Source organism: Cryobacterium breve, from assembly GCF_004402375.1.
GTDB lineage: Bacteria > Actinomycetota > Actinomycetes > Actinomycetales > Microbacteriaceae > Cryobacterium > Cryobacterium breve.
The window spans coordinates 99,853-124,880 of record NZ_SOGJ01000034.1 but is presented as its reverse complement, the minus strand read 5'-3'; the positions used below and the strand labels follow the sequence as shown (position 1 = coordinate 124,880).

General features: G+C 67.0%; 17 protein-coding genes. 8 read left to right on the top strand and 9 right to left on the bottom strand.

All coding sequences use genetic code 11. From position 1 onward, the window contains the following. Positions 1-214 precede the first annotated feature (214 nt). Positions 215-1,717: a DUF222 domain-containing protein gene (locus tag E3O65_RS15075; RefSeq protein ID WP_134364543.1), complete on the bottom strand. Its 1,503-nt coding sequence runs from the start codon at positions 1,715-1,717 to the stop codon at positions 215-217. A 407-nt stretch (positions 1,718-2,124) separates the two neighbouring features. Here E3O65_RS15075 and E3O65_RS15070 point away from each other — a divergent pair, with 407 nt between their 5' ends. After that, the gene (locus E3O65_RS15070; RefSeq protein WP_134364542.1) at positions 2,125-4,950 is read left to right on the top strand and encodes a cation-translocating P-type ATPase; all 2,826 of its coding nucleotides are present in this window, start codon (positions 2,125-2,127) and stop codon (positions 4,948-4,950) included. A 220-nt stretch (positions 4,951-5,170) separates the two neighbouring features. On the opposite strand, the gene E3O65_RS15065 is transcribed toward E3O65_RS15070, so the two are convergent. Both E3O65_RS15065 and E3O65_RS15060 read right to left on the bottom strand, forming a co-directional pair. Next, on the bottom strand, positions 5,171-5,818 hold the full coding sequence (locus E3O65_RS15065) for a thermonuclease family protein (protein ID WP_134364541.1): 648 nt from the start codon (positions 5,816-5,818) through the stop codon (positions 5,171-5,173). Positions 5,819-5,925: 107 nt separating this feature from the next. Continuing rightward, a complete protein-coding gene (locus E3O65_RS15060; protein WP_134364629.1) occupies positions 5,926-6,873 on the bottom strand; it encodes a DarT ssDNA thymidine ADP-ribosyltransferase family protein in 948 nt (315 codons plus the stop codon). Between the two features lie 185 nt (positions 6,874-7,058). On the opposite strand from E3O65_RS15060, the gene E3O65_RS15055 reads away from it, so the two are divergent. After that, a complete protein-coding gene (locus E3O65_RS15055; protein WP_134364540.1) occupies positions 7,059-9,341 on the top strand; it encodes an FdhF/YdeP family oxidoreductase in 2,283 nt (760 codons plus the stop codon). A 101-nt stretch (positions 9,342-9,442) separates the two neighbouring features. Here E3O65_RS15055 and fmdA read toward each other — a convergent pair whose 3' ends face one another. From fmdA to E3O65_RS15040, 3 genes are read right to left on the bottom strand one after another with little or no spacing between them, the layout of a single operon-like run. Then, positions 9,443-10,699 (bottom strand): formamidase, encoded by a 1,257-nt coding sequence (gene fmdA / locus E3O65_RS15050; RefSeq protein WP_134364539.1) that lies wholly within the window; start codon positions 10,697-10,699, stop codon positions 9,443-9,445. Positions 10,700-10,736: 37 nt separating this feature from the next. After that, on the bottom strand, positions 10,737-11,027 hold the full coding sequence (locus E3O65_RS15045) for an FmdB family zinc ribbon protein (RefSeq protein WP_134364538.1): 291 nt from the start codon (positions 11,025-11,027) through the stop codon (positions 10,737-10,739). A gap of 16 nt (positions 11,028-11,043) precedes the next feature. Then, positions 11,044-11,679, bottom strand: coding sequence for an AmiS/UreI family transporter (locus tag E3O65_RS15040; RefSeq protein ID WP_134364537.1), 636 nt, complete (start codon positions 11,677-11,679; stop codon positions 11,044-11,046). Positions 11,680-12,459: 780 nt separating this feature from the next. Here E3O65_RS15040 and E3O65_RS15035 point away from each other — a divergent pair. Beyond that, entirely contained in the window at positions 12,460-13,554 is a 1,095-nt protein-coding gene (locus E3O65_RS15035) for an S-(hydroxymethyl)mycothiol dehydrogenase (RefSeq protein ID WP_134364536.1), read from the top strand. Further along, positions 13,554-14,183: an MBL fold metallo-hydrolase gene (locus E3O65_RS15030; protein ID WP_134364535.1), complete on the top strand. Its 630-nt coding sequence runs from the start codon at positions 13,554-13,556 to the stop codon at positions 14,181-14,183. Before E3O65_RS15035 ends, E3O65_RS15030 begins: the two co-directional genes overlap by 1 nt. Before the next feature lie 242 nt (positions 14,184-14,425). Here the strand turns inward: E3O65_RS15030 and E3O65_RS15025 are convergent, their stop codons facing one another. Then, positions 14,426-19,222: an NAD-glutamate dehydrogenase gene (locus E3O65_RS15025; RefSeq protein ID WP_134364534.1), complete on the bottom strand. Its 4,797-nt coding sequence runs from the start codon at positions 19,220-19,222 to the stop codon at positions 14,426-14,428. A gap of 309 nt (positions 19,223-19,531) precedes the next feature. Here E3O65_RS15025 and E3O65_RS15020 point away from each other — a divergent pair, with 309 nt between their 5' ends. Then, complete coding sequence (locus E3O65_RS15020; protein ID WP_134364533.1) at positions 19,532-20,512, top strand: NAD(P)H-quinone oxidoreductase; 981 nt, start codon at positions 19,532-19,534, stop codon at positions 20,510-20,512. Positions 20,513-21,067: 555 nt separating this feature from the next. Continuing rightward, positions 21,068-21,268, top strand: a complete 201-nt coding sequence (locus E3O65_RS15015; RefSeq protein ID WP_134364532.1) for a hypothetical protein — start codon at positions 21,068-21,070, stop codon at positions 21,266-21,268. Here the strand turns inward: E3O65_RS15015 and E3O65_RS15010 are convergent, their stop codons facing one another. Continuing rightward, positions 21,269-22,015, bottom strand: a complete 747-nt coding sequence (locus E3O65_RS15010) for an endonuclease/exonuclease/phosphatase family protein (RefSeq protein WP_134364531.1) — start codon at positions 22,013-22,015, stop codon at positions 21,269-21,271. A gap of 119 nt (positions 22,016-22,134) precedes the next feature. On the opposite strand from E3O65_RS15010, the gene E3O65_RS15005 reads away from it, so the two are divergent. Together E3O65_RS15005 and heR are read left to right on the top strand one after the other, a co-directional pair. Beyond that, positions 22,135-22,782 (top strand): MOSC domain-containing protein, encoded by a 648-nt coding sequence (locus tag E3O65_RS15005; RefSeq protein WP_134364530.1) that lies wholly within the window; start codon positions 22,135-22,137, stop codon positions 22,780-22,782. Positions 22,783-22,857: 75 nt separating this feature from the next. Then, complete coding sequence (gene heR / locus E3O65_RS15000) at positions 22,858-23,658, top strand: heliorhodopsin HeR (RefSeq protein ID WP_134364529.1); 801 nt, start codon at positions 22,858-22,860, stop codon at positions 23,656-23,658. Between the two features lie 122 nt (positions 23,659-23,780). Here the strand turns inward: heR and E3O65_RS14995 are convergent, their stop codons facing one another. Continuing rightward, positions 23,781-24,602 (bottom strand): alpha/beta fold hydrolase, encoded by an 822-nt coding sequence (locus tag E3O65_RS14995; RefSeq protein WP_166785782.1) that lies wholly within the window; start codon positions 24,600-24,602, stop codon positions 23,781-23,783. Positions 24,603-25,028 lie beyond the last annotated feature (426 nt).

Genomic DNA, 25,028 nt, shown 5'->3' with positions numbered 1-25,028 from the left:
CCGGGTCCCGCTACGGAAACGGCCTCCCCGACACCGACCTCCCTGGGGCCTCGTCCTCCGGAACCCCGCTGCCGGACGAGACGAACCGGCAAAGACGCAAAGACGCAAAGACGCAAAGACGCAAAGACGCAAAGACGCAAAGACGCAAAGACGCAAAGACGCAAAGACGCAAAGACGCAAAGACGCAAACGTACCCTGCGGCCCAGCCTTCGGTTTACAGGGTTGCCCGCTTGCTGGGCAGTGCGATCAGGGTGTGGTCCGGGTCGACCTCGATCGGTGGCCGCAGCCAGTATTCCGCGCCGGTGCGGGTGATGGTCCAGTGTTGGTTGTGCAGCAGCAGGTGGTGGGGGTGGCAGAGCAGTACCCCGTCGGCGAGGTCGGTGTAGCCGTTGTCCTTCAGCCATTCGTTGATGTGGTGCGCTTCGCTCCAGGCGGGTGATCTGTCGCAGTCCACCCAGCGGCATCCGCCGTCCCGCACGCCCATCGCGGCGCGCTGGGCCTCGGTGAAGAGGCGTTCGTCACGGCCGAGGTTGATGATCTGTCCGGCGTCGTCGAATTGGATGCCGCGGGTTCCGGTGTCGCAGAGCAGCCGGTCGATGGTTTTCTGCGAGATCGGGACGGGGTTGCCTTCGATCTGCCCGTGCGCGGCCGGTTCGGCGGGAACCGGTGCGCCCTGCGCGCCCTGCGCAGCTTGGCCGGGAAGCGGCTGGCCCGTCCGGTCGGCCGAATGGTCCGGCCGGGCCGACTTGATGACATTCTCGGTCGCGATGACGCGCACCGCGGGCCGGCGGCCACCGAACACCTTGCCCTGATCGGCCTCTCCGGCGATCTTGAGCAGCTGCACGAGGGCGTCGGCGGCGATCTGGTCGGTGCTGCGGGGGTCGTCCTGCATGCGTTTGGCCCAGGCGGCCTTGTCTTTGTCGACGAAACGCACCCCGCCGCGGCGAGGGCTGGTGATCGAGTCGAAGGTGGAGAGCACGAACTCACCGTCTTCGGGGGCGAAGAGCCCGTTCAAGCGCACGTTGCCATTGCCCAGCCGGTACACCCGCAGGAAACGATCGTCGTGGGCCTGCTTCTCCCGGTCGGCAATGCCGGCCTCATCGAGTCGGTCACGCAGATGCCTTGCCCGCTTGAAAACCTCATCCGCGTTCAGCGACGCGACCTCCGCAAGGAGCGATTCGAGGGCATCGCCGAGCTTCTTGGCGGTGACCGCAGCGTCGATCTGGCCCAGCCCCGCCCGGATCGACTCGGCCGCATCGACCGAGAGGGTTCCCGCAGTCACGGCACGGGCGATCGGGGCCTGCCAAGGCACCTTCGCGACGAAAGCCTCAACGAGACCGGCATCGCTGCCAGGTGATTCCAGTGCCGCTTCGATGAGCTTGTCCGCCACCTCGGTCTCGGCCATCATCGTTCCGACCGCGACGAGCTTGTACACGTCGTTCCTGGTTGAGCCGGTCACCTTCTGGATCAGGGCCTCGGGCGAGACAAAGCCCTGCTGCGCGGCCAGACCGGAGTGGCCCAGCTCGGGCCGCGACCGGCGGGCGATGGTCGCCGCCATCCACGCGGAACGGGTTTCGAGCAGACGGCGGGCGGCCGCGATCTGCTTCTGACCGGCGAGCACCTGGGCGTCGGCGAGGGCCTCGTAGTCGGCGCAGGACGCGCCCAGGCGAGCGACGGCATCCGTCGCCTGCCTGAGGTCATCTGCGCTGTTCGTCATGTGCCGAGAATAGCAGGAGTCGTACGCAAAGTCGAGAGTCTTTCACGTATCTGGTGGAATATTTCGTAGATACATTCTACGACGGCGGGGTGGGTGTTGTCTGGTCTCCGACCACACGTTGCTGAGGAGATATTTGCGACATGCCGATCGTGGCGTCCGCATTCACGGCGTCTCCTGAAAATCTCCGCAGTTGGTGCGCGGATGCCGCCGGAACCTCCGGGAGTAGGGCCCCCAGGTCTCGACGAGCACGACCCCCGGATAACCGACGCGTCCGGAACGCGCAGCCGCGACGCGCGCCGGGAGGCGCGGCCGGTGCGACGGCCGACGGGTCCTGACCCACCGGTTCTACACTGGAAGGGCCGCGGGCCAGACTGACCCGGCACTCCCGGAAACGAGGAACCCACCCGATGGACGCGCTCGCTCAATCGGATCAACTGGACCAGATCGACCGACTCGACGTCGATCCCGCATTGGCCGATGCCACTGAGATCGCCCGCCGGCTCGAAACCGATCTCGCCCACGGCCTGACCGCGTCCGAGGCCGCCCGCCGGCTCACCGCCGAGGGTCCGAACGAGCTCCGCGCCGTGCGCCCGGTTCCGGTCTGGCAGAGGATCCTGGCCCAGTTCAACGATCCTCTGATCTACCTGCTTCTGGTCGCCACCACGGTATCGATCGGCGCCTGGCTGATCGAGGGCGCTCAGGGCCTGCCCGTCGATGCCATCGTGATCGCCGCCATCGTGGTGCTCAACGCCGTTCTCGGCCTGGTGCAGGAGGCGCGGGCCGACAACGCCGTAGCCGCCCTGTCCACGATGACTGCGGCAGCCTCGACCGTCATGCGCGACGGGCTGCTCACCACCCTGCCGAGCACCAAGCTGGTGCGCGGCGACCTGCTGGTGCTGGGCGAAGGCGACAGCGTGGGCGCGGATGCCCGGCTCACCGAGGCGAACTCGCTGCGCATCGCCGAAGCCTCCCTGACCGGCGAGAGCGAGGCCGTCACGAAGAACCCTCGCACGCTCCCCGCTGCCGCACCCCTCGGTGACCGCCTGAACATGGTCTTCAAGGGCACGGCCGTCAGCCAGGGCGTCGGACGTGGCATCGTCACCGGAACCGGCATGAACACCGAGGTGGGCGCCATCGCCGGCATGCTCGAGCGCACCGAGGCGCACCCCACCCCGCTGCAGGTCGAGATCGGCCACATCGGCAAGCTCCTCAGCATCGTCGTGATCGTGATCGCCATCGTCGTGATGCTGACCATCGTGCTCGTGCAGGGGGTATCCACCCCGACCGACTTCGTCATCGTGTTCCTACTCGGGGTGTCCCTCGCCGTCGCGGCCGTTCCGGAGGGGCTACCGGCGATCCTGTCGGTGATCCTCTCCATCGGCGTGCAACGGATGGCGCGGCAGAACGCCGTCGTCAAGAACCTGAAGTCCGTGGAAACCCTGGGTTCCGCCTCCGTGATCTGCTGCGACAAAACCGGCACGTTGACCCGGAACGAGATGACGATCCAGCAGGTGCTGACCGCCTCCGGGCGGGTCGACGTGACCGGGGTGGGCTACCGCCCCGACGGCGAGGTACTCCAGGGTGACGCTCCGCTCACCGACCCGGCGCTCCGCTACGAGGCCCAGCTGGTGCTGGGCGCTGGATCCCTCGCCGGCAATGCCCAGCTCGCCGAGAGGAACAGCGAATGGGAGATCCAGGGTGACCCCACCGAGGCGGCCTTCCTGGTGGCCGCGGCCAAGCTCGAGGGAACTACCGGCCACATGGCCCGATTCGACCGCCTGGACGAGGTGCCCTTCACCTCGGAGCGCAAGATGATGTCCACCCTGCACCAGGAGACCAGCGACGGCAGCCTCCGCATCTTCAGCAAGGGCGCCCCCGATGTGCTCCTCGAACGGTGCACCTCCCTGCAGATCGGCATGACGGTCGTGCCGCTGACCGACGAGCGGCGACAACGGATGCTGGCCGACATCCAGGCGCTTTCCGCTCAGGCTTTCCGCACACTGGGTGTGGCCTACAGCCGCGCCGACGAGAACACGGCACCGCTGGACGAGGCCGACGAGCATGGCCTCATCTACGCGGGGGTCGTGGGCATCATCGACCCGCCCCGCATCGAAGTGACGACGGCGATAGCGCAAGCCCACCGGGCAGGGGTGCGGGTGGTCATGATCACGGGCGACCATCCCGCGACCGCCGCCCGGATAGCGAGCGACCTCGGGATCGTCGAACCGGGTGCGCCGGCACTGGCGGGAGCAGACCTCGACCGCCTCGACGAGCCGGGGCTGCGGGACGCGGTGCGCGGGACATCCGTCTTCGCTCGTGTCTCCCCCCACCACAAGCTGCGCATCGTGGACGCCCTGCAGGCGAACGGCGACATCGTGGCGATGACCGGAGACGGCGTCAACGACGCCCCGGCGTTGAAATCCGCCGACATCGGCGTGGCCATGGGCATCACCGGAACCGAGGTGACCAAGGAGGCGGCGAAGATCATCCTGGTCGACGACAACTTCGCCACCATCGTGGCCGCCGTTCGGGGTGGCCGGGTCATCCTCGACAACATCAAGAAGTTCCTGCGCTACCTGCTTTCCTCGAACATGGGCGAGGTGCTCACGGTGTTCCTGGGCGTGCTCCTGTCCGGGGTACTGGGCCTGGCCGGCGCCAGCAGCGAGACAGTCGTGCTGCCTCTGCTGGTCACCCAGATCCTCTGGATCAATCTCATCACCGATTCCGGGCCGGCCCTGGCGATGGGCGTCGACCCGGAGATCGACGACGTCATGGCCCGCCCGCCCCGGCCGATCCACGAACGCATGATCGACCTGCGCATGTGGATGGGCATCATGTCGACCGGCCTGGTGATGGCCGCGGTCACCCTGGCCACCATCGACCTGTTCCTGCCCGGGGGTCTGCTGCCGGCGCTGGATCCCGGCAGCGACGACCTCACGGCAGCCCGCACGGCCGGCTTCACCACCCTGGTCTTCGCCCAGCTGTTCAACACGCTCAACGCGCGCTCCGAACTGACCACCGCGTTCCACCGCCTGTTCGTGAACCGGTGGTTGTGGGGTGCGATCCTGCTCGCGGTCCTGCTGCAGGTGGCCGTGGTCGAATTCCCCTTCCTGCAGACCGCCTTCGGAACCGCCTCGATGACCCCCCTGCACTGGGCCGTCTGCGTGGGCATGGCCTCCCTCGTGCTGTGGACCGAAGAACTGCGCAAGTGGATGCTGCGGACACGCACCTGACTGGGCTGAACCCCGGCCCTGTGGTGCACGGCGACAGACCATCGGTGGTGGCCTGTTCGTCCTCGCCTTCCAGCCGAGGTTCACCGAACTCGACAGCTACCAGCTCACGGTCTACCTGATCCGGGTAGCCGGCCAGGTGACCGGAGCCTCGGTGCTGGTGAACATCGTGGCGGTCTGGCTGATCCTGCCGCCGCCGGCCGAGCGCTGGAGCTCTGCTGGGTCAGCAGACGCCCCACTGGCCCACACCGGCGTTCATCGCGGCATCCTCCGCCGCACGCAGCAGCGGGTAGTGGGCGTCGTTCGGCGCGATCGTGAGCGACTCGGCCGCGCCACTGGCAACGAGCTCGTAGTTGACGAATCGTCCGTCCTCGGTCCACAGATAGAACAGGCTGCGTCCGTATCGGTCGGCCGGATCCCGATCGGCGGTGACCCAGGTCAGGCTGCCCTCCGGCAGCAGAGTCCGCAGCTGCTCCGTGGCTTGGTCGCCGAAGCATTCGGCATTGTTCCCCACCTCCGGCGTATCGATTCCGAGGAGTCGCACCTTGACCTCATCCGTCGTCGCCACCAGGGCATTCGGTTGGTCTGTGCGCAGAAAGAGCGTGTCGCCGTCGTGCACATATTCCACCGTCATCGAGACGGCCTCGCTGGGCGGCGCGGGCACATCGCCGACCGCCGTCTCGGCGGTGCCGTTCGCAGCGTTCACGACCGGGTCGGTGCTCTCACCGGAGCTCTCGGTCTGGCTCAGGGCGCTCAGCATGCCCTCGAACGCGTTCGCCAGAGCACCGGACTGCTGCACCCAGGCGAATCCGACGACTCCGAGAACGAGAACACCGACCAGCACGCCCGGACGGCCCTGTTGTCTACCCATTCCCCGAGACTAGGGCAGAGCTGGACAGTCGCTCGCCACCCCGCTCCACCACAACCGGAGCCCCGAGCCGGTTCGACGTTTGACCGGCCCAGTGCTCCGTCACCGAGCTAGACCGCGGCGGTCTCGTCCACCGCGTGGAACCACGGCGGGTAGACGACGACCTTGGGCTTATAGGACCCCGCCTCAAGGATAGTACGCACGGCGTCGCGCACCTTGTCGTTGGCGACTCCGACGAGCGTGACCAATTCGAACGGGAACGACTCGGTGACAAGCAGTTCCGCCTCCCGGATCTTTTGCGATTCCTGGTCGGCACGGAGGGACCGCAGCATGCGGTCGGCGGTTTCCGGCGCGGTGCCGAACCGGGTCAATGCACCGGCGGCATCCCCGTTGGTCACCGCGACGGCTGCCGCGGAGACGTCTGCGGCGCCGTCGTGGGCGTCGCGGAGCTTCTTGACCGTGCTGACCAGAATGACGAAGTCATAGGTCTCCGAACCGTGGGCCTCTGTCGACAGGCGCGGGTCGTTGGACTCGGTGAGCAGGCTGTCCCACAGGCGGGCGTTGGGCGAAAGGTAGAACGGCACGTAGCTTGCGACGCTGGCGCTGTCGTCGCCGGCGACTTGCGCGGCACGCCGGGCCGCGCGCTGGGGTGCTGACGAGAGGTCGACGGGCGGGCGCGTCGTCCAGGCGTCGCTCGTGTCGGCGAGCAGGCGACCACTGCTCAGGATGCCGGCCAGATTGCGGATGTGCGTGACATGGTAGATGCGCTGCTCACCGACGTTGTCAACGGCAGACTTCGAGCTGGTGACGCGTTTCACTCCGGTGGCCGCCTTGATCGTGACGGGCTTCACGGCGGCTGTTTTGGTGCCCAGAGTGGGGTTCGGTCCGCCGAGGGTCACGGTACGGGGTGACGGTGAGCTGCGCAGCGACGGGGCGCGGCCCGCGGACTTGCTCCGAGTAGCTCGGGTGGCTACTCCGGGCACGATTTCGGGAGCGGCCTTCGGGAAGCAGCTGGCGCACAGCCCGCCCTCGAGTCCATGGATACATTCGTCGCTCAAGCTAGAAAAACCTTTCGTGTGCGTGGCCCCCACACTCTTCAAGTCCGATGCTCGAAGACCACATATCAACGGTACGGTCATTTTGCACCCGATGGTGACCGTTGGCGGGATTCGTTGGCACCATTTCGGCCGGGCCGGCCGCACCGTGCCTTGCCGGCAACGGCCAGGGATGCTACTACCGACGTATGAGCAGTGTCGACGACATCAACGAGGACGCCATCGAGATCTCCCGGCCCAAAACCTGGGCTGCGGGAGTCCCCGGCGTAACCCATGCCATGGGCCCGGCCTTCCGACAGATGGGCGTGCCCCGCAGCCTCCGGGCCCTGACCGCAATGAACCAGCGCGACGGCTTCGACTGCATGAGCTGCGCCTGGCCGGATCCCGCGCTTCGCAAGACGTTCGAGTTCTGCGAGAACGGGGCCAAAGCGGTGACCTGGGAGGCAACACCGGTCACGGTTCCCACCACGTTCTGGGCTGAGAACCCGATCAGCGAGCTGCTGACGAAGTCAGAGTACTGGCTCGGCATGCAGGGTCGACTTGTGGAGCCGGTCTACAAACCGGCCGGCGCCGAGCACTACCGGCCGATCAGCTGGGACGACGCGTTCACGCTGGTGGGTGACACCCTTCGCGAGCTCGACTCCCCCGACCAGGCGGCGTTCTACACCAGCGGCCGCACCTCGAACGAGGCCGCGTTCCTCTACCAGCTCTTCGTGCGCGCGTTCGGCACCAACAACCTGCCGGACTGTTCGAACATGTGCCACGAATCGACCAGCTACGCGATGGCCGAGACCGTGGGCATCGGCAAGAGCACCATCACCTATGCCGACTTCGCTCGCGCCGACCTGATCATCATCATGGGACAGAACCCGGGCAGCAATCATCCGCGGATGCTCACGGCGCTTGAGGAGGCGAAGCAGGCCGGCGCATCCGTTGTCGCCATCAACCCGCTCCCGGAGGCCGGCCTGCTGCGCTACAAGAACCCGCAGACGGTGCAAGGCGTCATCGGGTCCGGCACCGTGATCGCCGACCAGCACCTGCAAATCCGGCTCGGGGGCGACATGGCGCTCATGCAGGCCATCTCCAAACGGGTGCTCGATGCCGAAGCCGCCCGGCCCGGAACCGTCCTCGACCACGATTTCCTGCGGACGCACTGCGTGGGCCTCGACGAGCTGCGCGCGCATCTGGCCCAGCTCGACGACGCCGTCGTCGCAACGGCCACGGGCCTGGCCGAGTCCGAGATCGACGAGCTCGCCGACCGCTACCTGCGGGCGGATAAGGTCATCATCACCTGGGCCATGGGGATCACGCAGCACAAGAAGGCCGTGCCGACCATCAAGGAGATCATCAATCTGCTGCTGCTGCGCGGCAACATCGGCAAACCCGGCGCCGGCGCCTCCCCGATCCGCGGCCACAGCAATGTGCAGGGCGACCGCACCATGGGCATCTGGGAACGGATGCCGCCGGTGTTCCTCGACGCGCTGGAACGGGAATTCGGGTTCAACCCGCCCCGCGTCGACGGCCTCGACAGCGTGGGGGCCATCCGGGCCATGCGGGACGGCCTGGTGAAGGTCTGGATCGCCCTCGGCGGCAACCTGGTGGCGGCGATTTCCGATACCGCAGTAGCCGAGGCCGCGATCTCGAAGACGGCACTGAGCGTGCAGATCTCCACGAAGCTGAACCGGTCCCATGCTGTGGTCGGCGACGCGGCACTCATCCTGCCCACACTGGGCCGCACGGAGATCGACCGACAGGTCACCGGCCCGCAGTTCGTGTCCGTAGAAGACACGGTGTGCGCGGTGCATTCCTCCGCCGGCCCACTCGAACCGGTGTCGGACCGGCTGCTCTCCGAGGTCGCCATCGTGTCGCGCCTCGCCCGGGCCACGCTCGACGCCACCACCTCGATCGACTGGGCCGGCTTCGAGAACGACTACGACCTCATCCGGGATCACATCGCGCATGTCCTTCCGGGCTTCGCCGACTTCAACCGACGGATCCGCCAGCAGGAAGGCTTCTCCCTTCCCAACGGCCCCCGCGATCTGCGAACCTTCTCCACCCCCAGCGGCAAGGCGCTGCTCACGGTCAACGAGCTGGAACACCTCGTACGGCCGCCGGGGCGGCTGCTCCTGCAGACCCTGCGCTCGCACGACCAGTTCAACACCACCATCTACAGCCCGAATGACCGTTACCGCGGCATCAAGAACGGCCGCCAGGTCATCTTCGTGAACCCGGAGGATGTCGAGGAGCTGGGCCTGGTCAGCGGCATGCTTGTCGATGTGCACAGTGAGTTCAGCGACGACGTGGATCGTGTGCTGCGCCGGCTCCGGGTGGTGGCCTACCCGAGCGCCCGCGGATGCGCCGCGGCCTACTTTCCCGAGGCCAATGTGCTCGTGCCGCTGGACTCCACCGCAGAGGGCAGCAACACGCCCGTCTCGAAGGCAGTGCTGGTGCGGCTGGAACCGTCGCGCTGATCCGAGATCGTGGGTGCCGAACACACCCGCCCCGAACCGACACGGGCGCCCGGTCCACTGGACCGTGCGCCCGTGTGCTCGGCCGTGCGGCTAGCCCAGCCTCACTTATTATTCGCCCGGGGTGCACCGATGCCCGGGTCGATCTGGTGCGGACCGGCGGCGGAGGGTCGCACGTCGAAGTCGAAGATCGCCGTGGGGATGTAGACGGTGGAACAGGAGTTCGGGATATCCACCACCCCCGAGAGCCGACCCTCGATCGGAGCGGCACCGAGAATGATGTACGCCTGCTCGGGGCTGTAGCCGAACTTGACCAGGTAGTCGATCGCGTGCAGACAGGCCCTCTGGTACGACAGGTGGGAGTCCAGGTAGCGCTGGGTGCCGTCGAGGGTCACCGAGGTGCCCGAGAACGCCAACCACTCGCTGTAGCGGGGGTCCACGTTGCCGGGCATGAAGATCGCGTTCTCGCTCACACCGTAGGTGTCCATGCCGCCCTTGATGAGGTCCACCCGCAGGTCGATGAACCCGCCCATCTCGATGGCGCCGCAGAACGTGATCTCACCGTCGCCCTGCGAGAAGTGCAGGTCGCCGAGCGACAGGTTGGCGCCGTCGACGAAGACCGGGTAGAAGATCCGGGTGCCCTTGGACATGTTCTTGATGTCCTGGTTGCCCCCGTTCTCGCGGGGCGGCGCCGTGCGGGCCGCCTCGCCGGCCACCCGGTCGAACTCGGACGCGGCGAGGCTGCCCAGCACCGCGAACTGCGGTTCGGGCGGCAGCGCCAGCGGCGGCACCCGGTTCGGGTCCGTGGCAATCAGGTCACCCTCGCGCTTGTTCCACTTCGCGAGCAGCGCGGCCGACGGCGCCGTTCCCATCAGACCGGGGTGGATGAGTCCGGTGAAGGAGACGCCGGGTACATGGCGGGAGGTCGCAGTCTGGCCGGTGAAGTCCCAGATGGCCTTGTAGGCATCCGGGAACTGGTCGACCAGGAACCCGCCACCGTTGTTCTTGGAGAAGATGCCGGTGTAGCCCCAGCCTTGCCCGGCCAGCGGTCCGGAGTCCTCCTGCGGGATCGGGCCCACGTCCAGGATGTCGACGATCAGCAGATCTCCCGGCTGGGCACCCGCCACGGCGAAGGGACCGCTGAGCTTGTGCACGGTCATCAGTGGAGCGTTCAGGATGTCATCGGCCGAGTCGTCATTGACGATCGCCCCGTCGAACCACTCCCGGCAATCGACCCGGAACGATTCACCGGGCTTGACGGTGGCCACCGGGGGAATCTCCGGGTGCCACCGGTTATGGCCGACGAGTTCCTGGTCTTCGAACTTCTTGCTCGAATCAAGGGGAAAAATCTTCTTGGGCATGACGTCTCCTGTATCTGGTCGAGCCGGGCCGGACAAGCTAGGGCCGCGGCAGTTTCTGATGGAGCGGGTTGGAGGTATAACGCTGGGTCGTGCCGGTGCGCACCCCGGGCTTCGCCGAACCGACGACGCTCGGCTCGTGCGCGCTCCGGTTCGCCGCATCGATCAGCTGGAACGCCGACGAACCGGTTCGGGAGACGTTCGGGGCGGTGATCCGCCGCCGAGCGTCGCCCTGGCAGGAAGGGCAGGTCGCGACATCCGGGGCCGTGCCGATGGGGAGGATCAGCTCGAAGCCGGAGCAGTCAACGCAGCGAAACTCGTAGACGGGCATGGCTGGTGTTCCCTTCTCAGGCGGACCGGGTCGACTCGGCCGGGACGGGGCTCTCCCGCGCCGGGAGCGCGCCGTGGCCGAGCATCCAGGCCGCCGCCAGTGACAGCGCAGCGGCGAGCGCCACGATCAGTGCGTAGCCCGCGTTGGTCTCGTACTCGCCCAGCAGTAGCAGAAAGGCCGGGATCGTTCCGGTCATATGGCTGATGAAGATCGTGAACCACCCGGTCGTGTGGGTCAGCGAGTCTTTGCCGAGCCCCAGCACGAGGAAGAAGAGGAACCAGAGCACCGCCCAGATCAGCCAGATCACCCCGAAGACGGGGTCGTCGAGCAGGGTGAATTGGAGAACGCCGATCACCGTGGCACAGAGCACCACGAACAGGGAGAACCAGCCGAGGCCTTCACCGCTGATGCCGGTGAACTGCAGGATCGCCACATAGAGATAGGTGAATCCGAAAAGGTAGAGCCCCGCCGCTCCGAAGATGATGGCCAGGTCGCCGTCGGCGCCGAGGATGATCAGCGTCGGAAAGATGACCTGCATTCCACCGACGAAGAAATTAAGGATTCCAGCCGACTTGCCTGGTATCGCTCCCACCAACATCAGGCCGTTGATGAAGAGAACGGCACCCACATAGAGCAGACCTACAGCGCCCATCAGAGAACTCCCGGCTCAGGAGCAGCCGCAACAGATTCCACAGCCGCTCAGTTGGCGTACGAACGCGCTCGAACACCGGTCACGGTAGACCGGGCCTCCGGGGGTGTCAACGGAAGCCGACGCATCCCACGCCGGCAGAGGTGCATCGGTGTGCTGACCGGACACCTCACCGCCACCGACCTCGGAAGCGACCTGGCAGGAAGAGCCCCCGCCCAGGCTCCTGGCACTCACGGACATCGAGCCGATCACGGCGGAAATCCTTCTGCGGGACGTGCCGGAGCGCGTGCTGTCGCGCTCGGCGCATCCGTCGCCGAGGACGAAAGTTCGCACTCGAGATTGTCAACTTACCTAGACATCCGGGCTGAGGTCTGCCTACACTTGTGGTCGCGAATGCCCTTTCCTGGGTTGGGGACCTCGTGCTGAGAATCGATACCGAGCTCCGTATGAACAACGACGACCGCCTACTGCCGACTCCTGCCTGCGCTTCCTGCTACGACCCGATGGCACCGGTCGGCGGCGGTTGGTGGTGCGATCACTGCCAGGAATTCGCGTAGCCGCTCCCGTGGCGTGGCTCGCGGCATCCGCACCACGCCCCTGGCCATGGCCCTGGCCCTCACGAATTCGACGGAGATTTTGGCCCTACGAGGCCGATTCGGACCGAAACCCGGCCCTCACGGCAAAATCTCCGTCGAATTGGTTCGACAGGGCAGGCGCAGGGAGGTTGGGTAGTGTGGACGGGTTCCACCAGCGCCTGCCCGCGCACCGACCCAGAGGAGTTCCATGTCGATCACCGTTAAAGGCGTCATCGCTCGATCGAAGGGCGCGCCGGTGGAGCTCGTTGACATCGTCATCCCCGACCCTGCTGCGGGCGAGGTCATCGTCGACATCGAGACGTGCGGCGTCTGCCACACCGATGTGCACTACCGGGACGGCGGCATCAACGACGAGTTCCCCTTCCTGCTCGGCCATGAGGCCGCCGGCCGGGTGAGCGTGATCGGCGCGGGCGTCACGCACGTCGCCGTGGGAGACTTCGTGGTGCTGAACTGGCGTGCGGTCTGCGGTGACTGCCGCGCCTGCAAGCGCGCCGAGCCCTGGTACTGCTTCGACACCTTCAACGCCGGTCAGAAGATGACCCTCACCGACGGCACCGAGCTCACCCCGGCCCTCGGCATCGGCGCCTTTGCCGAGAAGACCCTCGTGCACGAGAAGCAGTGCACCAAGGTCGATCCTGCCGCCGACCCTGCGGTCGTCGGACTGCTCGGCTGCGGCATCATGGCCGGTATCGGCGCCGCCCTGAACACGGGCAATGTGACCCGCGGCAACTCAGTCGCCGTGATCGGATGCGGCGGCGTCGGCAACGCGGCGATCGTCGGAGCCCGGCTCGCCGGGGCATCCGTCATCATCGCCATCGACCGCGACCAGAAGAAGCTTGCCACCGCCGTGACGCTCGGTGCCACGCACACCATCGACTCGGGTGGCCTCGACGAGGATGGCGTGGTCTCGGCCGTTCAGAATCTCACCGACGGCTTCGGCGCGGATGTCGTGATCGACGCCGTGGGGCGTCCCGAGACCTGGCGGCAGGCGTTCTACGCCCGCGACCTGGCCGGAACCGTCGTCCTGGTGGGCGTGCCCACCCCCGAGATGATGCTCGAGATTCCACTGCTGGACGTGTTCGGACGCGGCGGCGCGCTGAAGTCGTCCTGGTACGGCGACTGCCTGCCGGAGCGCGACTTCCCGATGTTGACCGACTTATACCTGCAAGGCCGCCTGCCGCTGGACGAGTTCGTCAGCGAACGCATCGGCATCGGCCACATCGAGGAGGCCTTCGCGAAGATGGCCCGCGGCGACGTGCTGCGCTCCGTGGTCGTGCTCTAGTGGCCGCCCGCATCGAACACCTCGTCACGTCGGGCAGCTTCAGCCTCGACGGCGGCACCTGGGACGTGGACAACAACGTCTGGATCGTCGGCGACGACGACGAGTGCGTCGTGATCGACGCCGCCCACTCCGTCGACGCCATCCTAGGAGCCGTCGGGGACCGCAAGCTGGTGGGAATCCTGTGCACCCACGCACACGACGACCACATCGGCGCCGTCGCCGGCGTGCAAGCCGCACACACCGCGCCAACCTACCTCCACCCTGACGATATGGTGCTGTGGGACCGGGTCTACCCGGATACCCCGCCGAGCCGCCCATTGGAGAACGGTCAGCACATTTACGTGTCCGGCATCGACCTCGAGGTGCTGCACACTCCCGGGCACTCCCCCGGCGCCGTCTGCTTCTACGCGTCCGCGCTGGGTACCGTCTTCAGCGGCGACACCCTGTTCCAGGGCGGTCCCGGCGCGACCGGCCGCTCGTTCAGTGACTTCCCCACGATCATCGCGTCGATCACGGACAAGCTGCTCACACTCCCGACGAGCACTGTCGTGCTCACCGGCCACGGCGAGTCGACGACGATCGGCGAGGAGGCCGTGCACCTCGACGAGTGGATCGCCCGCGGCCACTAGCACGCGCACCCGGGAGGCTGCCCCCGCATGCGGCGGCCCCCACCTCTACGTGTGGGCGGCACCCACGGTGGCTAACTCAGGAGATCCACGCGCGCGCCCGACACCTGCCGCGTGATTCCGCGGCGCATTCCCCGCATTGAGGCATCAGACTCGGACTTCTCCTGAGTTAGCAGCGGGCGCGCCGGCAGCAGCTGGTAGCGCGCAGGCACGCGCAGCAGCGACGGATGCCCGCACGCGGCAGGTCAGCGGCGCACGATCGAGCGCAGCAGCCGCACGACCACGGATAGGGAGGCCATATCGTCCTGACCCAGGGCGTTGACCTCCTCGAAAACGCTGCGGGCCCGTCCCAGCTGTTCCACGTTGAGGCCCTCCCAGGCGACGACGCGCTCATCGGCATTGCCGGCATCCGTCTGCGTCAGCACCGCCCGCGTCATATCGGCCACCGTCGAGTAGAGATCGTCACGGAGCGCGGCGCGGGCTAGGGCCTGCCAGCGGTCCTTCCGGGGCAGCACGGTGATGCGCTCCAGCAGGTTGTCCACCCGGAACCGGTCGTAGACCGTGTAGTAGACGCCGGCCACGTCAGCCATGGGCTCACCGGCCTGCGCCGCGATCTGCGCCACGTCCAGCAGGGCGAACGCCTCGAAGAGCTCGGCCCACCGGCGTCCGAGGTTTTCCGGCACGCCCCACTCCTTGGCCGTGTCCAGCAGGGCCAGCACCCGCTTGAGGTCGCCACCCTTGAGGTAGTCGTCGAGGTGCGCACGCATCAGGTCCATCTGCGGCTTGTACTGGGCGACGACCTCGCCGACCGGGCGCGACGCCCCCTGGTTGACCTGCCAGCGCACGGCCCGGTCGAGCAGACGACGGATGTCCAGGTGGATCGCCGTCCAGTGCGTCGTCGGGAACGACGACGGCAGGGCGTTGACCTCATCGACGAGCACATCGATCTCGAAGATCTCGCGCAGGGCGACGAACGCTTTGGCGACCGTGGCCTGATTGGCCGAGGTCTCCTCCATGGCCCGGAACGCGAAGGTCACCCCGCCGAGGTTGATCATGTCGTTCGCTACGACAGTGGCGATGATCTCGCGGCGCAGCGGATGAGTGTCGAGCTCGGCGTCGAAGCGCTCGGAGAGCTGCACCGGGAAGTACCGGCGCAGGGTGCGACCGAACCAGGGGTCCTCGGGCAGGTCACTGTCCCGCAGCGCCGTCGCCAGCTCGATCTTGGCGTATGCCGCCAGCACGGACAGCTCGGGTGAGGTCAGACCCTGGCCCGTTTCGAGGCGCTCCCGCAGCGTCGCCGTGGTGGGCAACGCCTCGAGCTCACGCTTGAGGTCGCCCGACGCCTCCTGCCAGTCCATCAGCCGCTCGTAGCTGGGGCTCCAGCTGGTCACCTTAGCCCGGTCGTTGAGCAGCAGGATGTTCTGGTCGACGTTGTCCTCCAGCACCAGCCGCGCGACCTCGTCGGACATGGAGGCGAGGAACTCCGCCCGCTCCGACTCGGCCAGCTTGCCGGCGGCCACCATCCGGTCGACGAAGATCTTGATGTTGACCTCGTGGTCGGAGCAGTCCACGCCGGCGGAGTTGTCGATCGCGTCGGTGTTGAGGATGACGCCCGCGAGGGCAGCCTCAATGCGCCCGTGCTGGGTCATCCCGAGGTTGCCGCCCTCTCCGACAACCCTGACCCGAAGGTCCTTGCCGTCCACCCGGATGGAGTCGTTCGCCTTGTCTCCGACCTCGGCGGCCGTCTCGCTGCTCGCCTTCACATAGGTTCCGATGCCACCGTTGTAGAGCAGGTCGGCCGGGGCGGTCAGGATGGCGCGGAGCAGTTCAGGGGGGCTCAACCGCACGGTGCCGGCCGGCAGCCCGAGGGCTGCGCGCACCTCGGCGGAAATCGGCACCACCTTGGCCTGGCGCGGGAAGACCCCGCCACCGGCGCTGATCAGGCTCGGGTTGTAGTCAGCCCAAGACGAACGAGGCAGGGCGAAAAGGCGACGTCGTTCCTGGAAGGAGAGCGCGGCATCCGGATTCGGATCCAGGAAAATATGGCGGTGGTCGAAGGCCGCCAGCAAACGGATGTGCTGCGACAGCAGCATGCCGTTGCCGAAGACGTCGCCGGACATGTCGCCCACCCCGACGACCGTGAAGTCCTCCGACTGCGTGTCGACGCCCAGCTCGCTGAAGTGACGCTTGACCGACTCCCACGCGCCGCGGGCGGTGATGCCCATGGCCTTGTGGTCGTAGCCGATCGAACCGCCGGAGGCGAACGCGTCCCCCATCCAGAAACCGTATTCGGCGGCGAGCCCGTTGGCCACGTCAGAGAAGGTGGCCGTGCCCTTGTCGGCCGCGACAACGAGGTACGAATCGTCGTCGTCGTGCCGCACCACGCGAGCGGGCGGCACGAGCTGCTCTCCCTCCGGCGTGGTCACCAGGTTGTCGGTCAGGTCGAGCAGCCCCCGGATGAAGGTCTTGTAGCTCTCGATGCCCTCGTTCATCCAGGCCACGCGGTCGAGGGCCGGGTCGGGCAGCTGTTTGGCGAAGAAGCCGCCCTTGGCGCCGGTGGGCACGATCACGGCGTTCTTGACCGTCTGCGCCTTGACCAGGCCAAGCACCTCGGTGCGGAAGTCCTCCCGCCGGTCCGACCAGCGCAGCCCGCCACGGGCCACCTTGCCGAAGCGCAGGTGCACGCCCTCCACCTGCGGGGAGTACACCCAGATCTCGTATTTCGGCCGGGGGAACGGCAGAAGCTCGATCGAGGTCGGGTCGAGTTTAATGCTCAGGTAGGGCTTGTCCTGGTAGAAGTTCGTGCGCAACGACGACTCGATCAGGTTGATCAGTGTGCGCAGCACCCGGTCGGCGTCAAGTGTGGTGACCTGTTCCATAGCCGCCGTGAGGTCGGCCGTGACCTGCAGGCTGCGACGGATGCGTTCCGGCTCGGCCAGGTCGGGATCGAAGCGGGCCTCGAAGAGCGCCACCAGCCCGCGGGTGACGGCCGGATTGGCGAGCAGTGTGTCGGCGATGAAGCCGTAGGAGTTGGTGTTGCCGGCCTGGCGCAGGTATTTTGCATAGCTGCGCAGGATGACGACCCGGTGCCAGGGCATGCCCTCCCGGAGCACGAGGCGGTCGAGGCCGTCCGATTGGATGGCCCCGCTGACCGCGGCACCGAAGGAGTCCGCCAGGAGAGCGCCGGTCGTGATCGGGTCCACACCCTCCGGGTAGTTCAGGCCCAGGTCATAGAGGTAGAAGGCGCGGCCGTCGGCGGTCTCGATTTCGAAGGGCACCTCGTCGAGCACCTCGATGCCGAGGTTCTGCAGGAACGGCAGGATCTGGCTGAGGCTCTTGGGCTCCATCATGTAGAGCTTGATGCGGGCATCCTCTTCCGCGGCCTCCCCGGCGTCGGCGGGGAGGTAGACGTAGAGGCCGGGCCGTGCCGTGCCCAGGCCTGTGCGGACGGCATCCTCGGCGGCGGCGGCGGATGCCTCGAACCTGCCGATGTCCTGCAGGGCGTTTTCGATCTCGTAGTCTACCCGGTAGCTGGCCGGGAAAGCCTCGGCCCACAGGTCAGACAGGCGCTCGGCCTCAGCCAGCGGGCGGCTCTCCCGCAGCTGCTCGCTGAGGCCCTCCGACCAGGAGCGCACCGCCATCACCAGACGGCGTTCCAGCGCGGCGGCATCGACGGAGACGGCCGGGGCATCTTTCTGCAAACGGATGCGGAAGAACAGCCGGGCGAGAGCGGATTCCGTCATGCGGGCTTCGAAGTCGACGGATTCCGCGTTGAAGGTGACCCGCAGCTCCTCCTCGATCCGCAGGCGCACCGCGGTCGTGTAGCGGTCACGCGGCAGGTAGACCATGGCGGTCATGAAACGGCCGTAGACATCCGGTCGCAGGAAGAGCCGGGTGCGGCGTCGTTCCTGCAGGCGCTGAATGGCGAGCGCGGTGGTCAGCAGGGTGGGCACGTCGATCTGGAACAGCTCGTCGCGGGGATAGGTCTCCATGATCCCCATCAGGTCCTTGCCGCTGTGCGACCCGGCTGGAAAACCGGCCTGGATCATGACGGCGTTGACCTTGTCGCGGAGGATCGGAACATCGCGCACGGAGCTGGTGTAGGCCGTGGCGGCGAACAGGCCGATGAAGCGGCGCTCGCCGACGACCTTGCCTTCGGCATCGAAACTCTTGATCCCGATGTAGTCGAAGTAGGCGGGACGGTGAACGCTGGACCGGGAATTCGCCTTGGTGATCACCAGGGCGGCGCGTTCGCGCGCCTTCTGGCGGCCGGCATCCGTGAGGTGCTGGATCTGGTGGCCGTCTTCTTCGGAGCGCAGCAGCCCCAGGCCGCTGCCCTCGCGGATGACGAGCACGTCTTCGCCGTCGACGGTCTTCAGGTCGTACTCGCGGTAGCCGAGGAAGGTGAAGTTGTCGCCGCCCAGCCAACCCAGCAGCTCCTGCGCCTGACGGATGTCCTCGATCCCCTCGGCGTGCGCCACCTCGTCGAGCGCGTGGGCGATCTCCTGGGCCTTTCCGGTCATCGCCGGCCAGTCTTCCACCGCGGCCCGCACGTCGCCGAGCACCTTCAACAGGCCCTCGCACAGACGGGCCTGGGCCTCGTCGGTCGCACGGTCGATCTCGATGGCGATCCAGGATTCCCGCTGAGACGCATCGTCTTTCGCGGCGGTTGCGGACACCCGGGCGGCGCTCTGCAGCACATGCGTGTCGCGGTCGCGGGCCACGACCAGCAGCGGGTGCACGACGAGGTGGATGGCCGCGTGCTGCCGCACGATCTCGGCGGTGACCGAATCGACCAGGAATGGCATGTCGTCCATGACGACGTAGACGACGCTGCGGTCAGATTCGTTTCGGATCTCAACGCGGGCGGTGCCCGGCATCCGGTCATGGGCGACCTGCCAGTGCTGCAGGGCCCGCGTGCGGAGCAGCTCCACGTTGTAGTTCTGGCGGTCTTCGGCCGCGAGGTGCTCGTAGTAGTCGAAGATGAAAGCGTCGAGCGTGTCTTGCGGGGGCAGACCCGCACGGGTGGACTCAGACGTCATTGAAAATTAGCCTCCATCAGATAACTGGCTCCCGCGTCGTTGCGGTAGCCGTCAAGCCGTGGGGTTTCTCACGCGAACGTGGAGCCCCCTGCCCATCGTAGTTTTGTTCCGCTGATCCGCCACTCGCCCGGCGGCGGGTCCCAGAATCGGCTCCCGGGACGGGCAGCGCGCGCGCCGCGCTGGTGCCGCGCGAGTGCCGCGCTGGTGCCGCGCCGCTTCGCTGGTGGCGTGCCATGCGCGCGGCGGCGCAGCACCCGCGTGAGGCCGCACCCTCGGGCGGGGTGGGTCAGGCGATCGTAGAATGGGCCGATGCGCGCGATTCTGATCGACTCCCCCGGCGGACCCGACAAACTCACCTTCACGACGGTGGCCGACCTGTCGGCCGGGTCCCGGGACATCCGGATTCGGGTGGCGGCGGCGGGCGTGAACCGGGCGGATGTCGCGCAGCGGCTGGGTAGCTACCCCTCGCCGGCCGGCACGCCCGAATGGCCGGGGCTGGAGGTGTCGGGCGTCGTGACCGAGGTGGGCGCCGACGTCACCCGGTTCGCGCTCGGCGACCGGGTGTGCGCCTTGCTCGCGGGCGGCGGCTACGCCACCGAGGCCGTGGTGCACGAGGACCTCGCACTGCCGGTTCCGGACTCCATCGATCTCGTCGACGCGGCCGGGCTGCCGGAGGCGCTGGCCACGGTCTGGTCCAATGTGTTCCTCAGCGCCGGGCTGGCCGCGGGCGAGACCCTGCTCGTGCACGGCGGGGCCAGCGGCATCGGCACCACGGCCATCCAGCTGGGCGTGCTGGCCGGCGCCCGGGTTGCCGTGACGGCCGGCTCAGCGGAGAAGCTCGATGTGTGCCGCAGTCTGGGCGCGGATATCCTGATCAACTACCACGAGCAGGACTTCCCGGCCGAGATCGCCGCCGCCACCGGCGGGCACGGCGCCGATGTGATCCTTGACATCATCGGCGGCTCCTACGCGGCCCGCAATGTGGCTGCCCTCGCGGTCGACGGCCGCATCATGGTGATCGCCAACCAGAGCGGCGAAAACGCCGACTTCAACCCGTTCCAACTCATGCAGAAGCGCGGCCGGTACTGGGGCACCACCCTCCGTGCCCGCCCCTTCGAGGAGAAGGCGGCCATCATGCAGGCCCTCAGGACGGATGTCTGGCCCTGGCTCGAATCCGGCCGCTTCCGCCCGGTGATCGACAGCATTTTCCCGTTCGAGAAGGCCGCCGAGGCACACCGGCGGCTGGAGGCATCCGTTCACGTGGGCAAGATTCTGCTGGTCGGTGATTGAGCCCGTCAGGTTCACTGCCAGGCTCAACCACCGACGCCGTGTTGGTGACGTGCTGCCGAAAACTCACGTCGGTGTTGGTCGAGCCGGTCGTGATCCAGGCCGAGATGCAGGCCCTGCGGGAGCTCCGGCCCGGTGTTCGCCCGCGGGCTGCCAGGTTTGAGTGGGGTCGTAGCAGGACGCTGCCTTGATTCGGGGTTTGCCCCGCATCATGCGGATCTCCCACCCTGAGGTGTCGATGCTGTGGTGGTGCCAGCAGAGCCACCGAACGGCTCAACCCCCAGACGGCTCAACCACCGGACGGAGCAACCACCGGGAGATCGCGCGGTCGGCTCGGAGCATCCGGGGCACGTTACTGAGGAGAAATTCGGGACATGCCGGGATCACTGGCACAAATGACGGCGTGTCGCGAAAAACTCCGCAGTTAGCGACGGTCACGGATGCCGCGGCTCGACCGCGCGCTCGGGCTTTAGGCAGCCAGGCAGGAGGCACGGTGAATGCCCAGTGGGGCTGCTACCGTGAACGCTGTCGAATCCCCACCCGATTGGAACCACCCGCATGAAGAACTGGTCCTTCAACACCTGCGCGATCGCCGGGTTCAGCTTCAGCACCTTCGCGGTGGCGCTGGTCATCTTCAACGCGGTCACGGCCAACCTGTTCCTGAATCTACTTCTGTCCCTGGCCGGGGTGTCCCTGCTGATCGGTGGCGCACTGTCGGTGCGCGCCCACTTCCTCTGGTCGCGTGGTGGCAGCCGCTAGCTAGATCGAGAAGTTGCCGCCAGGGCCGCGCTCGACGTCGGCGAGGCTGGCCGGGACATCCGTCGCGTTCACCGGCTCATCGCTATAGGTGGACGTGACCAGGATGGGCAGGTGGTCTGAAGTGCCCATGGGCAGCGTTTCGACGCTGTCGATGGTCAGGCCGATAGACGTCGCCAGGTCGAAGTGGCCACGGAAGAATTTGTAGCGCGTGTAGGTTCGAGTGTCGCTCAGGGTGAGGTCGTAGCCGGATTGGGTGACGTGGTCGCCGAGGCGCCCTTTGAAGATGGGGTAGTTGTAGTCGCCCACCATCAGGGTCGGCAGGCCCGGACCGAGCAGGTTCAGCTCCTCATGAGCCGTGCGGATCTGGTTGCGCCGCAGGGAATTGAGCGCGGTCAGCGGCGCGGCGTGGAACGACGCGACGACGAGTTCACGATGCGCCACGAGGTCGGTCAGCCGGGTGCCGATGAGGCGCTCGTGCGCGGGAGTCAGAACCCGGTCGTGCAACGACTTCTTCAGCGCGAACGTCTTGGTCTTCTCGTTGGTGAACCGGTCTTTGCGGTAGTAGATCGCCAGGCCGAGCCGGTTCCGCACGGTGGAGTCGGCGAGGTGCATGCGACCGATCTCTTCGGGGAGCTCGAGAGTGTCGCACTCTTGCAAACACAGCACGTCCGGGTCGTAACTCTCGGACAGGGAGATGAGCTCTCCACTGGCACGATTCTTGCGGAGGTTATAGCTGATGACTTTCACGACTTACCTTTTTCGACTCGACTCGACTCGATGAACACTCACCCAGCCTACGTTTGCGACGCGAGAATGCTATATCGGCAGGGTGAATTCTCGACGGCGTCCGTGCGAGACTCGGAGGCATGACGCAGGATTCGACGCCAACGGTGCCCGGCACAGCGACGGCAACGGTGACGGCAACGGGCACGGGCACGGGCACGGCAACGGTGACGGCAACGGCACCGGACACGAGCACGGGCACGGTGGAGTCGGTCAGCCGCGATGACCGACACCGATTCAGCAAGGCGACGGTGCCCGACATTCGTTTGATCGCCGGATTCGGGGTGGAGGGCGACGCGCACGCCGGCCCCACCACGCAGCACCGCTACCTGGTGGGGAAGGACCCGACCCGGCCGAACCTCACCCAGGTGCACCTCATGCCCGCCGAACTGTTCGACGAGCTGAGCGGTGCGTTCGAGGTCGCCCCCGGCGAGCTGGGTGAGAACGTCACGACCCGCGGGCTAGATCTGGTTCGCCTTCCGCTGGGCGCACGGCTTCGGCTCGGCAGCGCTGCCGTCGTGGAGATCACCGGTATGCGCAACCCGTGCTCCCTGATCAACGGCTACCAGAAAGGCTTGATGAAAAGCTTGATCACAACGGATGCCTCCGGCCAGGCGATCCGCAGGGCCGGCATCATGGGCATCGTCATCGTCGGCGGCACGGTGGCACCCGGTGACGCGATCCGGGTGGAACTCCCGGCCGGGGAACAGAGGCCCCTCGGCGTGGTCTGATCACGGCCTCACCTGCGGTGGCCGGGGCCGGCGTTCCTGCTATTCTCGACCTCATACACCTGTGAAGGAGTCCCGATGGCACGCAAGAACCTCACCACGGACCAGAAGATCTCCCGCCTCAGGATCTACAACATCGTGGCCGGCTCCCTGCACCTCGTGCAGGCCCTCGGCTTTGCCTACGTGCTCACCCTCCTGAGCACTCAGGTCACCTTCGCCGTCACCGCCGACTTCCTCTCCGGTCCACCCGGCGTGCCTCTGCCGCCCGAGCGGGTCACTGTGTTCGACGTCAATGTGGGTATCGGGGTCGTCTCCTTTCTGGCCCTGTCCGCCTTCTTCCACTTCCTGATCTCATCGCCGATGTTCTTCCCCCGCTACAAGGCCGGACTCCAGGCCAACCGGAACTATTTCCGCTGGGTCGAGTACTCCCTGAGCTCGTCGATCATGATCTGGCTGATCGCTCAGATCACCGGCATCACTGACATCGCGGCCCTATTCTCGATCTTCGCCGCGAACGCCGCCATGATCATGTTCGGGGCGCTGCAGGAGAAATACGAGACGCCCGGCAACGGCAGGTTCCTCCCCTTCATCTTCGGGTCGATGGTGGGCGTGGTGCCGTGGGTCGTCATCCTCGTCTACTTCATTGCCCCGGGTTCGAACAGCGACACCGCACCGCCGGCCTTCGTCTACGGCATCATCATCTCCCTCTTCTTGTTCTTCAACACCTTCGCCGTCAACCAGGTGCTGCAGTACCGGCAGATCGGCGGCTGGCGGGACTACCTGCGCGGTGAGCGCGCCTACATCACGCTGAGCCTGGTCGCCAAGACCGCGCTGGCCTGGCAGGTCTTCTCCGGCGCGATCATCCCGGCACTCACCTAGGGCGGGCGGCTAGGGCGCGAGGTTGGGGCAGGAGCCCAGGGCGCGGACTGCATCGGAGGCCGTCGGTCTCGACCGAGGTCGGCATCCGTCGTCAGTCGCAACCAGAGGTGAGGAGGCCTGGATCAGCGCCTGCCTGCTCGCCCAGCCGCACTCGGCCCGTCGAGGAACTCGAGCACGTCCGGCATGAGTCGGGGGTCTGAGATCGCGGCCAGGTGGCCCTGGCCGGGATAGAGGATCAGCCGGCCGTTCGGGATCAACGCCGCCGTGTCGCGGAACAGTTCGGGCGTATAGAAGCCGTCCTGGTCGCCGCCGACGACGAGGGTCGGCGCCTCGATCTCGCGCAGCCGGTCGCGCAGGTTGAAGGCGTCCTCGGCGCGGATGGTGGTGATCAGGTCGGGGCTCGCCGAGCCGAACATCCTGCGTCCCATCACCCAGCCCACGCCGGCTGCCACCCGGCTCCGGGGCGCGCTGCCGACGGCCGCGAACATCTCCCGGCCGGCCCGGCGCGGGCGTCCGGCGAGGGTCTCTTCAGCGACGCGCCGCTGCACCTTCCTGCCGTTCGGCCCCAAGGCGTAGGCCGCGCAGACCACGATCAGCCGCTTCACCACATCGGGGTGGTCGGCAGCGAGCTGCAGGGCAATGCTTCCCCCTGTTGAGATGCCCATCACATCCACGGGATTCGGGAACTCCAGGCGCAGGGCGTCGGCAAAGTCCCGCGCAATGTCGGCCATGTTCGCGCTCGGGTCGAGGCCCGGACGCGGTGTGAGCCTGAGCACACGGTGCCGGATCGTCAACGGCATCAACATTGTGGCGACGAACATCCGCTCGTAGCCGACGGTCGGCTCGTAGCTCGGGGCGAGGCCCGGAATCGCCACCAGCGGCGTGCCCGTGCCGAACCTCAGATAGGGCATCCCGCCCAGGAGGGTGCCTGTTCGCCGCGCCATGGAGCGCGCATCGGCGGCTTTTTTCGTTTCTGTCGTGGGAGGCATCGAATCGACCCTTTCATTTCGCTGACTGTTCCGGATGCGCTCGGCCGGCGCCGGCGCCGCCGGCTCCGCAATGACCGGTTCCGCCACCAACGGTTCCGACACCGCCTGCTCCGCAGTAACCGTTGGTGACAGTACCCGCGCCCCGAGGCCCCCGTAACCGCCTCGGCACGTCGAGACACCGCCCGGCGCCGACCCGGGTCAGGTATTTCACGGGTCGGCCACGGGTCGGCCGGGGCTTTCGGCAGGCGTTCCGAGTTTGTGACAGTCTCCAGCTCTCGGGTGAATTGAACCGACGTATGGGATTCGAGCGCGATTGCTGCCACCATGGGAAGGCGGTCTGTGCCTGGGAAGGCTCTTCCCCGGCGGAGCGCTGCGTGACGA

Bases quoted from the DNA above. Each gene is read 5' to 3' on its own strand.
- E3O65_RS15075 (WP_134364543.1), bottom strand. From the start codon at position 1,717: ATGACGAACAGCGCAGATGACCTCAGGCAGGCGACGGATGCCGTCGCT.
- E3O65_RS15070 (WP_134364542.1), top strand. From the start codon at position 2,125: ATGGACGCGCTCGCTCAATCGGATCAACTGGACCAGATCGACCGACTC.
- E3O65_RS15065 (WP_134364541.1), bottom strand. From the start codon at position 5,818: ATGGGTAGACAACAGGGCCGTCCGGGCGTGCTGGTCGGTGTTCTCGTT.
- E3O65_RS15055 (WP_134364540.1), top strand. From the start codon at position 7,059: ATGAGCAGTGTCGACGACATCAACGAGGACGCCATCGAGATCTCCCGG.
- fmdA (WP_134364539.1), bottom strand. From the start codon at position 10,699: ATGCCCAAGAAGATTTTTCCCCTTGATTCGAGCAAGAAGTTCGAAGAC.
- E3O65_RS15045 (WP_134364538.1), bottom strand. From the start codon at position 11,027: ATGCCCGTCTACGAGTTTCGCTGCGTTGACTGCTCCGGCTTCGAGCTG.
- E3O65_RS15040 (WP_134364537.1), bottom strand. From the start codon at position 11,679: ATGGGCGCTGTAGGTCTGCTCTATGTGGGTGCCGTTCTCTTCATCAAC.
- E3O65_RS15035 (WP_134364536.1), top strand. From the start codon at position 12,460: ATGTCGATCACCGTTAAAGGCGTCATCGCTCGATCGAAGGGCGCGCCG.
- E3O65_RS15025 (WP_134364534.1), bottom strand. From the start codon at position 19,222: ATGACGTCTGAGTCCACCCGTGCGGGTCTGCCCCCGCAAGACACGCTC.
- E3O65_RS15020 (WP_134364533.1), top strand. From the start codon at position 19,532: ATGCGCGCGATTCTGATCGACTCCCCCGGCGGACCCGACAAACTCACC.
- E3O65_RS15015 (WP_134364532.1), top strand. From the start codon at position 21,068: ATGAAGAACTGGTCCTTCAACACCTGCGCGATCGCCGGGTTCAGCTTC.
- E3O65_RS15005 (WP_134364530.1), top strand. From the start codon at position 22,135: ATGACGCAGGATTCGACGCCAACGGTGCCCGGCACAGCGACGGCAACG.
- heR (WP_134364529.1), top strand. From the start codon at position 22,858: ATGGCACGCAAGAACCTCACCACGGACCAGAAGATCTCCCGCCTCAGG.
- E3O65_RS14995 (WP_166785782.1), bottom strand. From the start codon at position 24,602: ATGGCGCGGCGAACAGGCACCCTCCTGGGCGGGATGCCCTATCTGAGG.